The sequence below is a fragment of the Mycobacterium sp. 852002-40037_SCH5390672 genome, assembly GCF_001665875.1.
GTDB lineage: Bacteria > Actinomycetota > Actinomycetes > Mycobacteriales > Mycobacteriaceae > Mycobacterium.
This window is the reverse complement of record NZ_LZTA01000108.1, coordinates 54745-72823: the sequence shown is the minus strand read 5'-3', so window position 1 is coordinate 72823 and position 18079 is coordinate 54745. Positions and strand designations below refer to the sequence as shown.

Sequence of the window (18079 nt, the reverse complement as noted above, 5' to 3'; positions counted from 1 at the left end):
GTGGGCCCGACGGTGGGCCCGACGCGAACCCGGCAACGAAGCCTCAGAACGTACTGGTGGGCCGCACCCGGTTCGCCATGTCGACCAGCGCGTAGCGGTGCCGCTGGGTGGGCGCGACGCGGGCCAGATTGCGCAGCGCCGCCTCGACGCCCAGCCGCAGCCCGTGCTCGGTGAACGGGAAACCGAGGATGTGGTTGGTGCTGGCCTTGTTGTCTTCCAGCCAGTCCATCGCACAACCCAGCACCAGGGCGCGGATCTGCAGGACGCGGGGTTCGGTGGGCGGCAGCGCCTCCACCCGACGGGCCGCGTCGCGAATGTCCTCTTCGGTGATCTCGCTCTTGGACCGGCCGGACAACAGCGTCACCGCGCTGGTCAGCCGCGCGGTGGTGAAGTGCCTCGAGGTGGCCGGCACCTCGTCCAGGGTGCGCACCGCGGCGGCCCGATCGCCTTCCGCGGACAGCGCTCTGGCCAACCCGAAGGCCGCCGAGATCACGCCGTCGTTGGTCTTCCACACCGTCTCGTAGAACTTGTGGTAGTCGACGTCGCCGGCCAGCTCGGCGGTGGCGGCCAGTGCCAGCTTGGGCGCCAGCTCACCGGGGAACGTGTCCAGCACTTCGATGAAATGCATTGTGGCCGAATCGTAGTCGCCGGTGAGCAGCTCGGCCACGGCCTTGTACCACACCAGCCGCCACTGCCAGCCGACCCGCTCGGCCAGGTCCTCGAGCTTGCGGGTGGCCTTGGCCACGTCACCGAGATCCAGCAGCGCGCGGACCTCCATCAGCGGCAGCTCCACCGACTCGGACAACTCGACGCCGTCGGCGTCCAGCGTCCCGTGCCGGGCCGCGCGCAACGAATCCAGAGTCTGCACCGGCTGGGACAGCACCGTCGCCTGCAGGACGGGAGCCGCGACGTCGGCCGGATCCACCAGCGGCACTTGCAAAGCGGTCACGATCTCACGGGCGGTCAGCTTCTCCGAGTGGACCTGACCGTCCAGGTACACGTCGGTGTGGGCGACCAGCAAGTCCACCCCAAACGTTGAGCGGCTGGGGCTGAAGATCGTCGAGAGGCCGGGCCGCGGCATCCCGCTGTCGTAGGCGACGACCTCGCGCAGCACGCCCATCAACTGGGCGGACATCTCTTCGGTGCTGGCGAACCGGCGCCGCGGGTCGGGGTCGGTGGCGCGGCGCAACAACCGGCGGAAGGAGTCGTAGGTGGTCAACACCGGGTCGTGCTCGGGCAGGCCGTCGACGTAGCGACCGTTGCGGGTTTGCAGGTTCAGCGTGAGCGCGGCCAGCGTGCGGCCCACCGTGTAGATGTCCGTGGCGACCGTAGGGCCGGTCCGCACGATCTCGGGTGCCTGGAAACCCGGTGTGCCATACAGGTACCCGAACGAATTGATCCGCGACACCGCGCCCAGGTCGATCAACTTGAGCTGCTCTTCGGTGCGCATGATGTTCTCCGGCTTCAGGTCGTTGTAGACCAGGCCGATGGAGTGCAGATAGCTCAGCGCGGGCAGGATTTCCAGCAGGTAGGCGACGGCCTCGGCCACGGGTAGCTTCTCGCCCTTCCCGTGCTTGAGCGGCTGCCCGCCGACGTACTCCATGACGATGAGACCGACCGGGTTGCCGTGCTGGTCCTTGTGCTCGACGAAGTTGAAGATCTGCACGATCTGCGGGTGGACCACCTCGGCCAGGAACTGTCGTTCGGCCATCGCGATCGCCTGCGCCTCCGCGTCGCCGGAGTGCACCAAACCCTTGAGCACCACCGGCCGGTCGTTGACGTTGTGGTCGACCGCCAGGTAGACCCAGCCCAGACCGCCGTGCGCGATGCAGCCCTTGACCTCGTACTGGTTGGCGACGATATCGCCGGGATTGAGCTGCGGCAGAAACGAATACGGGCTGCCGCAGGACGGACACCACCCCTCCGACGTCCCCTTGGCTTTCTTGCTGGACCGCCCCACCGGCTTTCCGCAGTTCCAGCAGAATCGTTTCGACTCCGGTACCACCGGATTGGTCATCAGGGCTTCGAGCGGATCGATATCGCGTCCGCGGGGAATCTCGACCAGGCCACCGCCGAGCTGTCTGACCGCCGGCAGCGATCGCGTCGCCACCGTCAAGCGGTCCTGCGGATCGGTGTCCAAGGCACCCAGCGAAATGTGCGGAAAGTCGTCGTCATCGTCGTCGTCGTCGAAGTCGGGACGGAACAGTGCCTGAGTGGCCTGCAACCGCCCCGTCGCCGCGCCGCCCTGGACGTCGGCCGGCTGGGTGCCCGGGGCGACGTCCTCCGCGCCGGTTTCCGGCTGCTCGGTGTGCTTATCCGGCTCGGTCATCAGTCCAGATACCTCGGGGTGGGCGGGGCCGGCGCGGGGCCCAGCACTGTCAACCACTTGCGGTACAACGTGTTCCACGTACCGTCGCGGCGGATCCGTTCCAGGGTTCCGTTGACGAACCGCACCAGTGGCGTGTTGTTCAAATTGATCCCGATGCCATAGGGCTGGGTGGCCATATTGGGTCCGACGATGTGCAGGTAGGGATCCTCTTCGACCAGCCCGGCCAGGATCGAATCATCCGTGCTGACCGCGTCGATCTCGCGCTGCTGCATCGCCACCAGGCAGTCGGCCCAGTTGACCACCGACACCACGACCGGCGGTGGGTCGATCTGCTGAATCCGGTGCAGCGACGTCGTGCCTTTGGCCACGCACACGCGCTTGCCGGACAGGTCGGAGACCTTGACGATCGACGAGTCGCGCGGGGCCAGGATGCGCTGATTGGCGTCGAGGTAGACGGTCGAGAAGTTGACCAGCTTGCGCCGGTCGCAGGTGATGGTCATGGTCTTGACCACGACGTCGACCTCGGAGTTCTGCAGGGCGGTGACCCGTTCGTCGGATGCCAGGATCCGGTACTCGACGTGCGACGGCGCCCCGAAGATGTCGCGCGCGATCTCGCCGGCGATGTCGACGTCGAAACCGCTGATCTCGCCGGTGATCGGGTCGCGGAAGCTGAACAGGTTGCTGCCGATGTCCAGCCCGACGATCAGCCGGCCCCGGGCGCGGATGTCGGCCACCGCGGCGTCGGCCTCCGCCTTGGTGGCAAAGGGCCGCAGGCTGGCCGTCAGATCGCAGTTCTGATTCGGGCCGTCGGGCGGCAGGGGCGGCTCGGGCGCCAACTGCTCCATGCCGACCGGCGTCGGCGGCGGCAACGTCGGCACGCTGGCCACCTGCAGCGATTCCGTGTGTCCGCAGCCCGCCAGTATCGCCACCGCGGCGGCCACGGTGCACGCCCGGCGAAGCAGGGGCAGGCGGATCATTATCGATACTCTTTCAGCCTCGGCCACAGCCCCAGCGCCACCGCGATGGCGGCGCCGAGGCTGAGCACCACGCCGCCCACCTGGGCCCCGGACAGCCCGCTGCGGGCGTTGATGACGTCGTTGCGCAGGGTGATGCGGCCCTGATCCATGGCCTTGGCCAGCTCGCCTTCCAGCTTGTCGAACGCCGGGGTGGAGTCTTCTTCGCTGCTGCCCAGCGCCACCTGGGTCGCGGCCCGGTAGTTACCCACCGAGATGTACGAGGTGATCCGGTCGTTGGCCTGTCGCCAGCGCAGCAGCAGCTGATCGGCGCCTTCCAGGTCCGGCTTGTCCACGGCATCGCTGCGGGACATGTACTGGTCGAGCTGGCGGTGCATGGAATCGATGCGTTGATAAAACGACTGCTTGCGCTTCTCTTCGTCGCCGCGGCGGATCAGCGACAGCGTCTCGTCGGCGCGCGCTTGCTGGGCGGTGATCGCGACATTGGTGACGGTCTTGAGGGATTCCGCGGCAGTGTCCTTCGCACTACGACTGGCCGCCGTAGAAATGGTCAGTGCAGTTCCAACCCAAACCACCATGACGAGAATAGCGAGTGCGCCCACCACCAGGCCCGGGTTGATTCGGCGCCGGGTGCGCCGCGCCAGCCAGCGGTGGGAGAACGCGCCGAAGATCACGGTGGCGCCGACCACCATGATGACTGGCGCCGGAATCTGGGTCGACGCCGTGGTTTCGGCGTCCACCCGCTCCGACGTCGCCTGATAAAGACGCGCCGCGTCGGGCAGGATCGTCGATTGCATCAGCCCCGAGGCCTCCGACAGGTACGACGACCCGACCGGATTGCCCTCCCGGTTGTTGGTTCGCGCGATTTCGATCAGGCCGGTGTAGACGGCCAGCTCGGCGTTGATCCGGCCCAGCAGCTGCACCAACGGTTCGTCGGTGAGCCCGCTCGAGGCCCGGGTGACGGCCACCGACGCGTCGGTGATGGCCTGCTCGTAGCGCTGGCGCACGGGTTGCGGCTCGGCCTCGGCGATGAACGCGGTGGCCGCCGCGGCGTCGGCCACCGACAGGGTGGTGTAGAGCCGCCCGGCGGCGAACGACAGCGGCTCGGTGTGGTTGAGCACCGTGGTGAGCACCTGCTGCCGATGGTTGATGGTGGTCGACGTGGCGAAGGCGCTGATGCCGCCGAGCGCGGCCAGCACGATGCCGATGGTCAAGATGCGGCCCGGCGTGGTCGAGATGAACCACCAGCGTGGATGGGCTGGTTCGGCCGGTGACCGCGATCCCTGCGGCTCGGTCGACGGGTGCGCCAGCTCAACCGTCACGTCTTATCAGCCCTCATCTCTCGGCCACCGGATTTCGCTGCACGGACCTCTATAAGCGAAGTCTAAGAGCATGTTCGGCTGGATGGGTGGAGGCAGACGCAATTGACGACGCCCCAACCAAGTCTGCATATCCTGAATCGGTGCAGGGCGACGGTGACGGCTGGGTGATCTCCGACAGCGGCGCCCATTACTGGGGCCGTTACGGCGCGGCGGGTTTGCTGCTGCGGGCCCCGCAATCCGACGGTACGCCCGCGGTGCTGTTGCAGCATCGCGCGGTGTGGAGTCATCAGGGCGGCACCTGGGGGCTGCCGGGCGGCGCCCGGGACAGCCACGAAACGCCCGAGGAGACGGCGGTGCGCGAAGCGAACGAGGAGGCCGGGGTGCTCGGTGAGCGGCTCGCCGTGCGCGCGACCGTGGTCACGGCCGAGGTGGCCGGGATCGCCGGCACGCGGTGGAGCTACACCACCGTCGTCGCCGACGCCGCTGAGTTGCTGCATACCGTGCCCAACCGGGAAAGCGCCGAGATGCGCTGGGTCGCCGAAAACGACGTGGCCGACCTGCCGCTGCATCCGGGCTTCGCGGCCAGCTGGCAGCGGCTGCGCACCGCGCCGGCGGTGTTGCCGCTGGACCACGGCGACGAACGCCGGCAATACCTGCCGCGCACGATCGAGGTCGAGACCGGCGTCTTCGTCTGGTGCATGCCCGGCCCTCCGGTTCAGGCCGACGAAGCGCCCTCGCAGCTGACCCGCCGGATCAGGTCGCTGCTGCCAGCGCCGAACTGAGCCGCTGGGCCGCAGCCCGCGGGTCGGCGGCCGCGGTGATCGCCCGGACCACCACGATGCGCCGGGCACCGGCGTCGAGCACTTCGGGCAGCCGCTGCTCGTCGATGCCGCCGATCGCGAACCACGGCTTATCGCCGCCGTGTTCGGCGCCCAGGCCGGCGGCCACCCGTACCAGCGGCAGCCCGGGCGCCGCACGATCCGGCTTGGTGGGCGTGGGCCAGCACGGGCCGACGCAGAAGTAGTCCGCATCGCTGAGTGCCGCAGCGGTCGCCTGGTCGGCGCTGTGGGTGGACGAGCCGAGCAGCACGTCCGGACCGACGATGTCGCGCGCGATCCCCAGCGGCAGGTCGCCCTGGCCGAGATGCAGCACATCGGCGCCGGCCGCGCGGGCGATGTCGGCGCGGTCGTTGACGGCGAACAAGGCGCCGTGTCGGTGGGCCGCCTCGGCCAGGATCTGGCACGCCGCGAGCTCGTCGCGCGCCTCGAGGGGGCCGAACCGCTGCTCACCGGCCGAACCCTTGTCGCGCAGCTGGATGATGTCCACGCCACCGGCCAGGGCGGCGTCGGCGAAATCGGCCAAATCACCGCGCTCACGGCGCGCGTCGGTGCACAGATAGAGCCGCGCCGTGGCCAGAACGGATAGTCGTCTATGAATGGGACGCTGCACACCGAGACGCTAGCGCGCTAGCGTGGAGCCGAAGAGAACCACTAGACACGGGAGTCCCGGGTAGTCGAGTGACTGCGGGGCTGAGAGTGGGCACAGCCGGGGCCACCCGGACTTGCCCTTACCGTCACACCTGATCCGGATCATGCCGGCGAAGGGAGGCTCACGAATGACCGGGATGCCTTCGGGACCACCGCTGGGGTCACTGGCCGTCGTCGGTGGCGGCGTCATCGGGCTCGCGGTGGCGCGCCGCGCCGCGCAGGCCGGGTGGTCGGTGCGGGTGCACCGCACCGATCAGAAGGGGGCATCCTGGGTCGCCGGCGGCATGCTGGCGCCGCACAGCGAGGGCTGGCCCGGCGAAGAGCGGTTGCTGCGGCTGGGCCTGGAATCGCTGCGACTGTGGCGCGAGGGCGGTTTCCTGGACGGCCTGCCGCCCGAGGTGGTCACCGCACGCGAGTCGCTGGTGGTGGCCGTCGACCGCGCCGATGTCGCCGACCTGCGCACCGTCGCGGAGTGGTTGTCCGCCCAAGGGCATCCGGTGGTTTGGGAGTCGGCCGCGCGCGACGTCGAACCGCTGCTGGCACAGGGCATCAGGCACGGCTTTCGGGCGCCCACCGAGCTTGCCGTGGACAACCGGGCGGTGCTGGACGCGCTCAGCGCGCAGTGCGAGCGCCTCGGGGTGCGGTGGGCGCCGCCGGTGCACGACCTGTCGCGCGTCGAGGCCGACGCGGTGGTGATCGCCAACGGCATTGACGCGCCGGCGTTGTGGCCGGGGCTGCCGGTGCGCCCGGTGAAGGGTGAAGTGCTGCGACTGCGATGGCGCCCAGGTTGTATGCCGTTGCCGCAGCGGGTTGTTCGCGCCCGTGTACACGGACGGCAGGTATACCTGGTGCCCCGCGCGGACGGGGTCGTCGTCGGCGCCACCCAGTACGAACACGGGCGCGATACCGCCCCGGTCGTCTCGGGAGTGCGCGATCTGCTCGACGACGCGTGCGCGGTGCTGCCGGCGCTGGGTGAATACGAGCTGGCCGAGTGCGCCGCCGGGCTGCGCCCGATGACACCCGACAATCTGCCGTTGGTGCATCGCCTGGACGCACGGACCCTGATCGCCGCCGGCCACGGCCGGTCGGGATTTTTGTTGGCGCCCTGGACGGCAGAACAGATCGTTTCCGAACTGGCCCCGGTGGGAGCACATCAATGATCCGCGCTGCGACGATGCACAGCGAAAGCGATGGGGAGGAGCGGCGCCAATGATCGTCGTGGTCAACGAGCAGAAGGTCGATGTCGACGCGCACATCACCGTCGCCGCGCTACTGGATTCCCTGGGTTTTCCGGACCGCGGCGTGGCGGTGGCCATGGACGACGCGGTGCTGCCGCGATCCCGGTGGGCCACCGAGCTTTTCGACGGTGCCCGCCTCGAGATAGTGACGGCGGTGCAAGGTGGCTAGATCTGAGTTGTCCCCTTCCTCCTCGGCCCATCCTGGACCGCATCGTCAGGAGGCGGGAACCAAACTGACCATCGGCGACCGCAGCTTCGCGTCGCGACTCATCATGGGGACCGGCGGAGCGAGCAACCTGGCGGTGCTGGAAGAGGCGCTGGTGGCCTCGGGCACGGAACTGACCACCGTCGCGATACGGCGGGTCGACGCCGAGGGCGGCACCGGATTGCTCGATCTGCTCAACCGGTTGGGCATCACCCCGCTGCCCAACACTGCGGGATGCCGCGGCGCGGCCGAGGCGGTGCTCACCGCACAGTTGGCGCGCGAGGCGCTGAACACCAACTGGATCAAGCTCGAGGTGATCGCGGACGAACGCACGCTGCTGCCCGACGCGGTCGAATTGGTGCGAGCCGCAGAACAATTGGTCGATGACGGGTTCGTCGTCCTGCCCTACACCAACGATGATCCGGTGCTGGCGCGTCGGCTCGAGGACGCCGGATGCGCGGCGGTCATGCCGCTGGGTTCGCCGATCGGCACCGGCCTTGGCATCATCAATCCCCACAACATCGAGATGATCGTCGCCCGGGCCGGCGTTCCGGTGGTGCTCGACGCCGGCATCGGAACCGCCAGCGACGCGGCGCTGGCAATGGAATTGGGTTGCGACGCCGTGCTGTTGGCCACCGCGGTCACCCGCGCCGCCGATCCGGTCGCGATGGCCGCCGCGATGGCGGCCGCCGTCACCGCCGGGTATCTGGCCCGGCGCGCCGGACGGATCCCGAAGCGGTTCTGGGCGCAGGCGTCGAGCCCTGGTCCGGCGACGATGCGGGCCGCGCAGTGGGCCGCTGAGGAGCCGGGCAATTGAGCCTGAGCCGATGAGTCGTTATGTCGCGCTGGGCAGTTCGATGGCCGCCGGTCCCGGCATCCGGCCCCGCGCCGCCGGGGCTCCGCGATGGTCGGGCCGATCCGCACGCAACTACGCGCATCTGATCGCGCAGCGTTACCACCATGACTTGGTCGACGTCACCTTCTCCGGGGCGACCACCGCGCACGTGCTCACCGATAGCCAACGCGGGGCGCCGCCCCAAATCGCCGCACTGGACGGCACCGAGAGTCTGGTCACGGTCACCATCGGCGGCAACGACGTCGGCTACATTCCGCTGTTGATGGCCGCGTCGCTGCCGCGTCCACTGCGTCACCTGCCGCTGCTCGGGAATCGCATCTTTGATCTGCTGGATCGCGGGGCGCGGGATCTGGCCCTGGACGCGGTGTTTGAACCGCTGTGCGCGGTCGGCCGTGCACTGCGTCAACGATCCCCGCGGGCACGCGTCTTCTTCGTCGACTACCTGACGGTGCTTCCGCCCGCGGGCGTGCCGGCCGCGCCGCTGTCACCCGCCGATGCCGACCTGGGCCGGCACGTGGCCGCGACGCTGGAAAACATGACGGCCGATGCCGCGGCGGCAACCGGCTGCGAAGTGATCCGCGCCGGAGCGGCCGGCCGCGAACACCACGCATGGTCGGAAGACCCCTGGACGACGCTGCCGGCGCGCTATGGTGTCCCACTGCCGGGGCGCCCGGCCCCGTTGCACCCGAACGCCGCCGGGATGCGCGCGGTAGCGGAATTAATTGCGGCTCAACGGTAAACGTCAGCCGTTGGTGCGCCACCACTGGTAGAGCGCGCTGACGTCGGAATTGGCCGCGGTGAGGTGTCCCAACACGTTTTTGGCGTCGGTGGTCCAGGTCAACGTCGCGTAGTTCTTATAAGTGCCGCACGCGATCTGCCCGCCCGTCTGGCCGTTCTGTTTCCAGGTTCCCGGTGACGCCCCGGCGTCCCCGCATGCGGCCAGGGACACGTCTTTGATGGTGGAACTGAATGCGGAGCCCAGATTCGTGCTGTTGGAGAACAGTGCGTAGACACCGGATCCCGGACCGCTGGAGTCGGGGCTTTGCCCGCAGATGAGTTCGGCCAGTTCACCGGTTTCGGTCAGCTCTTGTGACTTGCAGTTGTTCAGGCCGTAGCCCTTCGACAGTGAGGCTGCCAACGTGTTCATGTCTGACGCGTTACCGGTGTTGGGTTCGGCGTTCGCGGTGGCAACACCCGCGAAAGCCAAACCGCCTGTGAAAGCTGCTGCCGACACGGCTCGCAGCGCGGTGCTGAGATGTGACATTTTTGACTCCCTGCGGTTGATGGAAATAAAGAGGGGCGAACGTCTCTCGGTTATCTGTCCACCGAATCGGTTGGGGCCCATCGGGAACGTCACCCGTTGGCCCGCCACCACTGGTAGAGCGCCGCCACGTCGGTGTTGGATGCGCGCAGATAGCTCAGCGTGTTTTTGGTGTCCGTGGTCCAGATGATCTCGGCACCGTTTTGGTAAGTGCCGCAGGCCGCCTGCCCGGCGCTGCCGGCCGAACCGTCCTTGTGCCAGTTCGAAGGCGACTGGTCGGCGTCCCCGCATGGGGTCAGAACGTCCTCTTTGATGGTGGCCTTGAACGAGGTGGCCAAATTGTCGGCATTGGTGAATAGGACGTACTTGGCCTGAACCGGACCGCTCGGATCGGGGCTCTGCCCGCAGGTGAGCACCGCCAGTTGCGTGCTGCGGTCGATGTTCTGGGCGGTGCAGTTGTTGAGGCCGTAGCCCTTCGACAGTGAGGCCGCAAGCGAGTTGATATCCGACGGGCTCCCGGTGGTGGCGGGATCCGCGCTCGCCGAGATGTCGCCCGCTAAGGCCACACCGCCCGTGAGTGCCGTTGCCGTCACCGCCCGCAGCATGTTGCTGAAATCAGACATGAATGGCTCCTTAACGGCCGCTTCTAAACACGGATAGTAGGGCTATGTCGTGATAAAGCAATACGTTCTGCAGGCAATTGTCTGTGTGGGCATCCTTTTTCGGTTCAACCCGCAGAGGCCCAGGCAAATGGTAGTGGTGCACCAGTCGTCGCGCCGGATCTTGAATTATGTTGAGGCACGGCTGTAATCCAGCCTTTCGGCGCACGCGGTGATGTCGCCGACGCGTTGTGCCCGGGTTGCCTAAAACCAGTTCTTTCATTGCTAGTGCCGATCAGAGTCCGCTCGGGTATGGTTAGCACCGCTTCACGCCAGCTAACTCCCCTTGACTGGAGAATCCATGACACAACCCCCTCCTCCGCCGCCCGGTTACCCGCCGCCGCCTCCGCCCGGATATCCGCCCCAGCAGCCGGCCGGCCAAGCGCCGAATAACTATCTGGTGTGGTCGATTCTGGTGACCCTGTTCTGCTGTCTTCCCTTCGGGATCGTGGCGATCGTCAAGTCGAGCCAGGTCAATGGGTTGTGGGCGCAGGGCCGCTACGCCGAGGCGCAGGCGTCGGCCGACAGCGCCAAGAAATGGGTGATCTGGTCGGCGGTCATCGGCGTCGTCGTGGGCGTCATCTACGCCATCTTGATGGCGCTCGGTGCGCTGAACACGAACACCAACGCGGCACTCGCCGCGATGTTCTAGAGCCGCTGGGTCCGATCATGGTGACCCGCTGGGGGGCGGCGCACGCGAATCTGGGTGCACCACTGGTGGTGGCCGCATCCACGACGCTGATGTGCGCCGCCATCTGGGCGGGCGACCCGACCACGCCGAACGGCCCGCTACCGGTATGCCCCACCAAAGCGTTGTTGGGGATCGACTGTCCCGGATGCGGCAGCCTACGCATGCTGTATTCGCTCATGCACGGCAATCTGTTGGCGGCCGCCAGGTTCAATGCTTTGGGCCTGGCGGCTGTCGCGCTGTTGGTGTGGGCGTACTTTTCCTGGACCTACGGGCGCCTGGTGGGCCGGCGGATCCGCAGTTGGCAGCACCGACGCTGGGCCGCCGTCCTGACACTGTCACTGGTGCTGACCTGGTTCGTGGTGCGCAACATCCCCTTTGCGCCCTTCAGCGCACTGCATGTCTGATACCGCCGTGTCCTGATCGGCGGCGGTTGGGCAGCGGTCTAACCTGGGGCGCGATGGTGAACAAATCCACGACGATGCCGGCGTTGCTCGCCGCGATCGCCCTGACCGCATTCTCGACCGGCTGCTTCCATCGGTCGTCTCACTCGCAGCAAACAACCGGTAATCCCGCCGCGGCCGAATTTGCCGCTAGTCTGCGTGACAAGGTCACCGCCGATGCGATGATGGCCCACCTGTCCAAGCTGCAGGACATCGCCAACGCGAACAACGGCACTCGGTCGGTGGGTACCCCCGGGTACGAAGCCAGTGTCGATTACGTGGTTAATGTCTTGCGCGGCAGTGGATTTGACGTACAGACCCCCGAATTCTCGGCGCGCGTGTTTCACGCCGAGAAGCCGGTGCTCACCGTCGGGGGCAGGTCGGTGGAGGCGCGCGCACTGGACTTCAGCCTGGGCACCCCGCCGGACGGAGTGAGCGGGTCGCTCGTCGCCGCACCGACGAACAACTTGGGTTGCGCGCCCTCCGACTACGCCAACCTGCCGCTGCAGGGTGCCGTCGTGCTGGTGGATCGCGGCACGTGCCCGTTCGCTCAGAAGGAAGACGCCGCGGCACAGCGCGGCGCCGTGGCGATGATCATCGCCGACAACGTCGACGAACAAGAGATGGGCGGCACGCTCGGGCCGGCCACCGAAGTCAAGATTCCGGTGCTGAGCGTGACCAGGTCGGTGGGGGTGCAGTTGCGCGGGCAACCCGGGCCCACCACGATCAAGCTCAACGCCGGCGCCCAAAGTTTTCGGGCCCGCAACGTGATTGCGCAGACCAAAACCGGATCCGCGAGCGACGTGGTGATGGCCGGGGCGCACTTGGACAGCGTGCCCGAGGGGCCGGGTATCAACGACAACGGATCGGGCGTGGCCGCGGTATTGGAAACCGCTGTGCGGCTAGGGAGTTCGCCCTCGGTACGAAACGCGCTGCGGTTCGGCTTCTGGGGTGCAGAGGAGCTCGGACTGATAGGGTCGCGCAACTACGTCGAGTCACTGGACCTGACGGCGCTGAAAAACATTGCGCTGTACCTCAACTTCGACATGCTCGCGTCGCCGAACCCCGGCTACTTCACCTACGACGGCGACCAGTCGCTGCCCGTGGACGCTCGCGGACGGCCGGTGGTGCCCGAGGGCTCGGCCGGTATCGAGCGCACGTTGGTCGCCTACCTGAAATCGGCCGGAAAGACCGCGCAGGACACATCGTTCGACGGCCGGTCCGACTACGACGGATTCACCCTGGCGGGGATTCCCGCCGGCGGCCTGTTCTCGGGCGCCGAGGGGAAGATGTCCGCCGACCAGGCCAAGTTGTGGGGCGGGACCGCCGATCAACCGTTCGACCCCAACTACCACCAGAAGACCGACACCCTCGACCACGTCGACCGCACCGCACTGGGAATCAACGGTGGGGGTGTGGCTTACGCGATCGGTCTCTACGGGCAAGACCTCAGCGGGCATAACGGCGTCCCCGCCATGGCGGACCGCACCCGGCACGTACTCGTCAAATCATGATCTCCCGGCTGGGTGCGGCCCTGCTGCTGATCGCCGCGCTGGTGGCCGGCTGTTCGTCGACCCGACCCGGGCTGCCGACGGCGACACCCGACCTTGGGCACACCCTGGCCAAAAAGGTCAACGGCGAGGGCATGCTGACCCACCTGCGCGCCTTGCAGAACATCGCCAACGCCAACGGCGGCAATCGCGCGGACGGGACGCCGGGCTTCAACGCCAGCGTGGACTACGTGGCTAAGACCTTGCGCGACAAGGGTTTCGACGTTCAGACGCCGCAGTTCGACCGGCTCTACACCCTGTCCCTGGGTAAGCCCGCGCTCACCGTCGGGGGCCGCACCTATTCCGTCGACCAAGCCTCGCTGCTGGTCCAGACGCCGCCCGGCGGACTGACCGGCCAGCCGATCCGGCCGGCGCAGCCGTCGGGTTGCACGGCCAACGATTACCCGGCGGCCGTGCCCAGGGGTGCGATCGCCATCGTCGACGACGCGCACTGTTCGGTGGTCGACAAACAGAACAGCGCGGTGGCCAAGGGCGCGAGCGCCCTGATCGTGCTCAGTTCCCCTACCGGCCGGGGAGCGCCACCCACGTTGTTCACCCCCGGCTACTTCAAGCAGCTGACCGTGCCCGTCGCCGTGCTGGGTTCCTACGGAGCCGCCGCGCTGACCGGCTCCACCGCACCGATACGTCTGGTGCTGGATGCGCAGAACATGAAGATCACGTCCCGAAATGTCGTGGCGCAGACCAAGACCGGCTCTGCCCATGACGTCGTCGTGGTCGGTGCGCATCTGGACGGCTCACGTGCCGGACCCGGGATCAACGACGACGGTTCCGGGGTGGCCGCCGTGTTGGAGACGGCGCTGCAGTTGGGTCCGCTGGCTCCGGTGAACAACGCGGTGCGGTTCGTGTTCTGGGGCGCCGACGAGGACGGGCGGGGCGGCGTCATGGACTACGTTTTCGGCATGGATCGCGACCAACTCAATGACATCGCGCTGTACTTGAACTTCGCCATGCTGGGTTCGCCCAACGCGGGATTCTTCACCGACGACGGCGATCAGTCCGGCCCACCCGGACCCGGCGTCTCCGCCGCGGACGTGCCCGAAGGCTCGGCCGGCATCGAACGCACCCTGTCCGGCTATCTGAACCTCGCCGGCAGGCGTCCCGCGGACATGCCGTTGGACACCAGGGCCGACTACCACCCGTTCATGGTTGCGGGCGTGCCGGTCGGGGGCATGACCACCGGCGCTTCGCAGCCGAAAACCACCGTGCAGGCCCGATTATGGGGCGGGCAGGCCGGCGTGGCGTTCGACCCGAACTTCCAGGGTCCTCGTGACACCGTCGACAACATCAACCGGGAAGCGCTGGCGGTCATGGGTTCTGGCGTCGGCTTCGTCGTCGGCAGCTACGCGGAGTCCATCGGTGGGGTCAACGGCGTGCCGCCGCACAACAAGAGGCATCGCACCCGAGTGCCGTGACGGCGGGGTTTGTCGGTGGCGACGGTCGCAAGGCTTCCGGCAATGTCTATGTTTGCTGGGTCCCTCGATTTCTGCTGCCGTGTACGGTCAATGCCTCTAGAATGAGTTTTCCTTGATGCTGCCCTGTAGCCGGTCGGGATGAGGTTGGTCATGAATAGCCATGCGCTCAGGTCGGCACTCATGTGGGCGGCGACGGTACTGGTGGTCGCCGGTTGCACGACGTTCGTCGACGGACGCGCGCTGTCGATGCTCAACGACCCCTTTCTGGTCGGGGGGCTGCCCGCGACCAATGGGCCCAGCGGAATCCGGTCGAATGCGCCCAGTCCCACCGGCAAGGTGCTCAACACCGACAACGGGCCGATGGACACCCTGGCATTGCTGTCGGTCAACGACATCGAGGACTACTGGCAATCGGTGTACGACCAATCGCTGAAGGGCAGGTTCGTTCCGCTCAGCAAGATGGTGTCCTACAACTCCACCGATCCGAGCAGCCCGATCGTGTGCCACAACGACACCTACAAACTCGTCAACGCCTTCTACACCGGCAAGTGCAATCTGATCGCCTGGGACCGCGGCGTATTCATGCCCACCGCGCAGAAGTACTTCGGTGACATGTCCGTCACCGGTGTGCTGGCACACGAATTCGGGCATGCGCTGCAGCAGATGGCGAAGCTGGTGACCAGACGAGACGCGACCATCGTTCGCGAGCAGCAGGCCGATTGCTTCGCGGGTGTCTATCTGTACTGGGTCGCCGACGGCAAGTCGCCACGCTTCACGCTGAGCACCGCCGACGGGCTCGATCACGTGCTGGCGGGAATCATCACCACGCGTGACCCGGTGATGGACAGCGAGACCGAAAACGACGACGCGCACGGGTCGGCCCTGGACCGCATCAGCGCCTTCCAGGTGGGTTTCCTCAATGGCGCCCCGGCCTGCGCGGCGATCAACCGCAACGAAATCGAGCAGCGCCGCGGCGATTTGCCGAATGCCCTACGGGTCGACTCCACCACCGGCGCACCCGAGACCGGGGAGGTGCCGATCAACCAAGACACCTTGTCGAATTTGATGGAACTGCTGGGCAAGATCTTCTCCCCGACCAACCCGCCGGCGCTGTCCTACCAGCCGGGCGCTTGCCCGGACGCCAAGGCCACCCCGCCGGCGTCCTACTGTCCGGGCACCAACACGATCGTGATCGACCTGCCCGGACTCGCCGCCATGGGCGCGCTCGCCGATGAGAAGGAGCAGACCCTGCCGCAAGGCGACGACACCGCCCTGTCCGTCGTGATGTCGAGATACGCGCTGGCGGTGCAGCATGAACGCGGCCTGCCGATGCAAAGCCCGTGGACCGCGCTGCGCACCGCATGCCTGACCGGTGTGGTGCACCGCAAGATGGCCGAGCCGATCGACCTGCCCTCGCACAACCAATTGCTGCTGACCGCGGGCGATCTCGACGAAGCGGTTGCCGGCCTGCTCACCAATCGTCTGGTCGCCAGTGATGCGGACGGCACCAGCGTGCCGGCCGGGTTCACCCGGATCGCCGCGTTCCGCGGCGGCGTGACCGGCAACGCGGATGCCTGTTACTCCCGCTATCCCGGCTGACGAATCATCAACCGGATCAACCTATTTCGGCGAGCCGGGGGATAACCTCGTCGCCCAGGCGGCGAACAAACCCGACCGGGTCCGGATTACCCGGGAAGGGGCCGGCATTGACCATCTCGACGCCGAGTTCGGCGTAACCTTCGACGGTCTTGAAATACCCGTCGAGGTCCTCGAAGGGATTGACGAAGTAGCCGACCGTCTTGCGGATCTCGCCGGGATCGCGGCCGACGGTGCCGCAATGCCGCTTCAGCACCTCGATCTTGTGCTTGATCCCGTCGACTTCGGTCACCGTGGAATTCCAGATGTCGGCGTATTGCGCGACCAGACGCAGCGTCTTCTTCTCGCCGTCCCCGCCGATCAGAATCGGGGGGCGCCGAATCGGTTGTGGCTCACAAATTGTCTCGGCCAACCGGTAGTGCGCGCCTTCGTACGGGCCGTCGTTGTCGCTCCACATCTGCCGGCAGATCTGCAGCGTTTCTTCGAGCATCTCGAAGCGTTGGCTCACCGGCGGATACGGAAAGCCCAGGGCGGCGTGCTCGCGGTCGTACCAGGCCGCGCCGAGCCCCAGCATCGAACGGCCCTGCGATAAGACGTCCAGCGTCGTGACCGCCTTGGCCAGCAGTCCCGGATACCGGTAGGTGACTCCGGTGACCAACAGGCTCAGGTCGATGGCCGACGTCTGCCCGGCCAAAAATCCCAGTGACGTGTATCCCTCCAGGAACGGATCCTCCGCCCGTCCCATGGCTTCCATTTGGAAGAAATGATCGGCCAGGGTGAACAGCGTGGCGCCGCCCTGTTCGGCGGCCTTGGCCGCGTCCGCCAGCGTCGGGCCCAGCCTGGCCGGGTCTCCCGGCAGAAAGTCGATGAAATGCAATCCCAATTCCATTGCAGCTTCCGTCCTTTCGCGTCTTTATTGTTCGGTCAAGCGCTCGAGTAGCGACAACGCGTCGACGATGACGCGCCGCTCGGCCTCGGTATAGCGCTCCTGGATGGCGCGCGCCAGCCACTCTTCGCGGGCACGACGGTCGCTTTCGGCGCGCCGTTTGCCCGCCGGGGTCAACGAGACGACTTGGCGCCGACCGTCGTTGGGATCCGGGCTGCGCTCGATGAGCCCGCGTTGGCCCAGGGCGGCCAGGATGGTGGCCATCGACTGGGGACGCACCTGTTCCGCGCCGGCCAATACGCTGGCCGAAGACGGGCCCTCTTTCCACAGCCGGGTGAGCACCGCCGTCTGTGACGGTGTCAAACCGTCGACCGCGACATCCTTCAACCGGCGCCGTAGCCGGCTGAACACCACCCTGATGTCGCGTGCCGCCGCTACCGCGGAGTCGCTGATGCCATCCACGTCACCACTCTAACTTAGACAGTCAAAACTGTCCAGTTTCAGCTGTCTATGTCCGCCCAAGCAGCTGCAGAGCGGCATTGACGGCCAACGCCGGCACGTTCAAGGTCTTGGACCGCAGATCGTGTCGGGCACTGGCGATCTCGACGACGGCGGTCGTTCCGGTGATCAACGCGGCGGCGGCACGCAATTCGTCGGGAGTGCCGAACGGATCCGACGTTCCATGGGTGAACACGGTCGGCACCGTGATGTCGGGCAGGTGCTCGGTACGGGCGCGTTCGGGTTTGCCGGGGGGATGAACCGGATAGGAGAACAGCGTCAGTGCGTCCACCGTCGCTTCGCCGGCCGCGACCACCATGGATGTCTGCCGGCCGCCGTAGGAGTGGCCACCGGCGATCAGGGGGCCGCCGGCAAGGCCGCGGCACAACGTGATGGCCTCGACGATGCCGGCCCGGTCGGTGGCGGCGGAACCAGAGGGCGGGCCGGTGGGCCGGCGCCGGCGGTAGGGCAGGTTGTAGCGCACCGCAAGCCAGCCGCGCTGCGCCCATTCGTCGCACACATTTTGCAGCAGAACAGCATCCCGGTTGCCGCCGGCGCCGTGGGTCAGCACCACCACGCCTTTTGGGTCGCCGCCTGGTTGGTGTGCGATGCCCGAGATGTGATCGAGGTTCACGCGCCCGCCGACGATGCGCT

19 protein-coding genes and 1 riboswitch are annotated in these 18079 nt (G+C 67.2%); of the genes, 10 read left to right on the top strand and 9 right to left on the bottom strand.

Annotated elements, in window-relative coordinates; genetic code table 11:
* Positions 1-43: 43 nt before the first annotated feature.
* Genes A5782_RS20840 through glnX form a run of 3 tightly spaced genes read right to left on the bottom strand, consistent with a single transcriptional unit; the run spans position 44 to position 4625 of the window.
* Positions 44-2329 carry a serine/threonine-protein kinase PknG gene (locus A5782_RS20840; protein ID WP_067103982.1) on the bottom strand — a complete coding sequence of 762 codons (2286 nt, stop codon included), beginning with the start codon at positions 2327-2329 and terminating at the stop codon, positions 44-46.
* Positions 2329-3306 (bottom strand): glutamate ABC transporter substrate-binding protein, encoded by a 978-nt coding sequence (locus A5782_RS20835; protein ID WP_067103981.1) that lies wholly within the window; start codon positions 3304-3306, stop codon positions 2329-2331. The genes A5782_RS20840 and A5782_RS20835 overlap by 1 nt, the downstream gene beginning before the upstream one ends.
* Complete coding sequence (gene glnX, locus A5782_RS20830) at positions 3306-4625, bottom strand: protein kinase G-activating protein GlnX (protein ID WP_067103980.1); 1320 nt, start codon at positions 4623-4625, stop codon at positions 3306-3308. Before glnX ends, A5782_RS20835 begins: the two co-directional genes overlap by 1 nt.
* A 140-nt stretch (positions 4626-4765) precedes the next feature.
* On the opposite strand from glnX, the gene A5782_RS20825 reads away from it, so the two are divergent.
* Entirely contained in the window at positions 4766-5407 is a 642-nt protein-coding gene (locus tag A5782_RS20825) for an NUDIX hydrolase (protein WP_067103979.1), read from the top strand.
* Here the strand turns inward: A5782_RS20825 and thiE are convergent.
* Positions 5379-6062: a thiamine phosphate synthase gene (thiE, locus tag A5782_RS20820; protein WP_067104038.1), complete on the bottom strand. Its 684-nt coding sequence runs from the start codon at positions 6060-6062 to the stop codon at positions 5379-5381. The two genes, A5782_RS20825 and thiE, sit on opposite strands and share 29 nt — an antisense overlap.
* Positions 6063-6111: 49 nt before the next feature.
* Positions 6112-6248, top strand: a riboswitch (TPP riboswitch).
* 1 nt (position 6249) lies between these two features.
* Between thiE and thiO the strand changes: the two genes are divergently transcribed.
* Genes thiO through A5782_RS20800 form a run of 4 tightly spaced genes read left to right on the top strand, consistent with a single transcriptional unit; the run spans position 6250 to position 9150 of the window.
* Positions 6250-7272, top strand: coding sequence for a glycine oxidase ThiO (gene thiO, locus A5782_RS20815; protein ID WP_067104037.1), 1023 nt, complete (start codon positions 6250-6252; stop codon positions 7270-7272).
* A gap of 49 nt (positions 7273-7321) precedes the next feature.
* On the top strand, positions 7322-7519 hold the full coding sequence (thiS, locus tag A5782_RS20810; protein WP_067103978.1) for a sulfur carrier protein ThiS: 198 nt from the start codon (positions 7322-7324) through the stop codon (positions 7517-7519).
* Between the two features lie 7 nt (positions 7520-7526).
* Positions 7527-8372 (top strand): thiazole synthase, encoded by an 846-nt coding sequence (locus A5782_RS20805; RefSeq protein WP_255360786.1) that lies wholly within the window; start codon positions 7527-7529, stop codon positions 8370-8372.
* 10 nt (positions 8373-8382) lie between these two features.
* A complete protein-coding gene (locus A5782_RS20800) occupies positions 8383-9150 on the top strand; it encodes an SGNH/GDSL hydrolase family protein (RefSeq protein ID WP_067103976.1) in 768 nt (255 codons plus the stop codon).
* 3 nt (positions 9151-9153) lie between these two features.
* On the opposite strand, the gene A5782_RS20795 is transcribed toward A5782_RS20800, so the two are convergent.
* A complete protein-coding gene (locus tag A5782_RS20795; RefSeq protein ID WP_067103975.1) occupies positions 9154-9675 on the bottom strand; it encodes a serine/threonine protein kinase in 522 nt (173 codons plus the stop codon).
* Positions 9676-9764: 89 nt separating this feature from the next.
* Positions 9765-10295, bottom strand: coding sequence for a serine/threonine protein kinase (locus tag A5782_RS20790; protein ID WP_067103974.1), 531 nt, complete (start codon positions 10293-10295; stop codon positions 9765-9767).
* A 337-nt stretch (positions 10296-10632) separates the two neighbouring features.
* Here A5782_RS20790 and A5782_RS20785 point away from each other — a divergent pair, with 337 nt between their 5' ends.
* The 5 genes from A5782_RS20785 (at position 10633) to A5782_RS20765 (ending at position 16044) form a co-directional block, all read left to right on the top strand.
* Positions 10633-10983: a CD225/dispanin family protein gene (locus A5782_RS20785; protein WP_067103973.1), complete on the top strand. Its 351-nt coding sequence runs from the start codon at positions 10633-10635 to the stop codon at positions 10981-10983.
* A 17-nt stretch (positions 10984-11000) separates the two neighbouring features.
* The gene (locus A5782_RS20780; protein ID WP_067103972.1) at positions 11001-11426 is read left to right on the top strand and encodes a DUF2752 domain-containing protein; all 426 of its coding nucleotides are present in this window, start codon (positions 11001-11003) and stop codon (positions 11424-11426) included.
* 53 nt (positions 11427-11479) lie between these two features.
* Entirely contained in the window at positions 11480-12976 is a 1497-nt protein-coding gene (locus A5782_RS20775; RefSeq protein ID WP_067103971.1) for a M28 family metallopeptidase, read from the top strand.
* On the top strand, positions 12973-14445 hold the full coding sequence (locus A5782_RS20770; protein WP_067103970.1) for a M28 family peptidase: 1473 nt from the start codon (positions 12973-12975) through the stop codon (positions 14443-14445). The genes A5782_RS20775 and A5782_RS20770 overlap by 4 nt, the downstream gene beginning before the upstream one ends.
* A gap of 150 nt (positions 14446-14595) precedes the next feature.
* Positions 14596-16044: a neutral zinc metallopeptidase gene (locus A5782_RS20765; protein ID WP_067103969.1), complete on the top strand. Its 1449-nt coding sequence runs from the start codon at positions 14596-14598 to the stop codon at positions 16042-16044.
* A gap of 16 nt (positions 16045-16060) precedes the next feature.
* On the opposite strand, the gene A5782_RS20760 is transcribed toward A5782_RS20765, so the two are convergent.
* The 3 genes from A5782_RS20760 to A5782_RS20750 are packed head-to-tail and all read right to left on the bottom strand — an operon-like array spanning position 16061 to position 18059.
* Positions 16061-16930, bottom strand: a complete 870-nt coding sequence (locus tag A5782_RS20760; protein ID WP_067103968.1) for an LLM class F420-dependent oxidoreductase — start codon at positions 16928-16930, stop codon at positions 16061-16063.
* Between the two features lie 24 nt (positions 16931-16954).
* Entirely contained in the window at positions 16955-17389 is a 435-nt protein-coding gene (locus tag A5782_RS20755) for a MarR family winged helix-turn-helix transcriptional regulator (RefSeq protein WP_067103967.1), read from the bottom strand.
* Positions 17390-17435: 46 nt separating this feature from the next.
* Positions 17436-18059 (bottom strand): alpha/beta family hydrolase, encoded by a 624-nt coding sequence (locus A5782_RS20750; RefSeq protein WP_067103966.1) that lies wholly within the window; start codon positions 18057-18059, stop codon positions 17436-17438.
* Positions 18060-18079 lie beyond the last annotated feature (20 nt).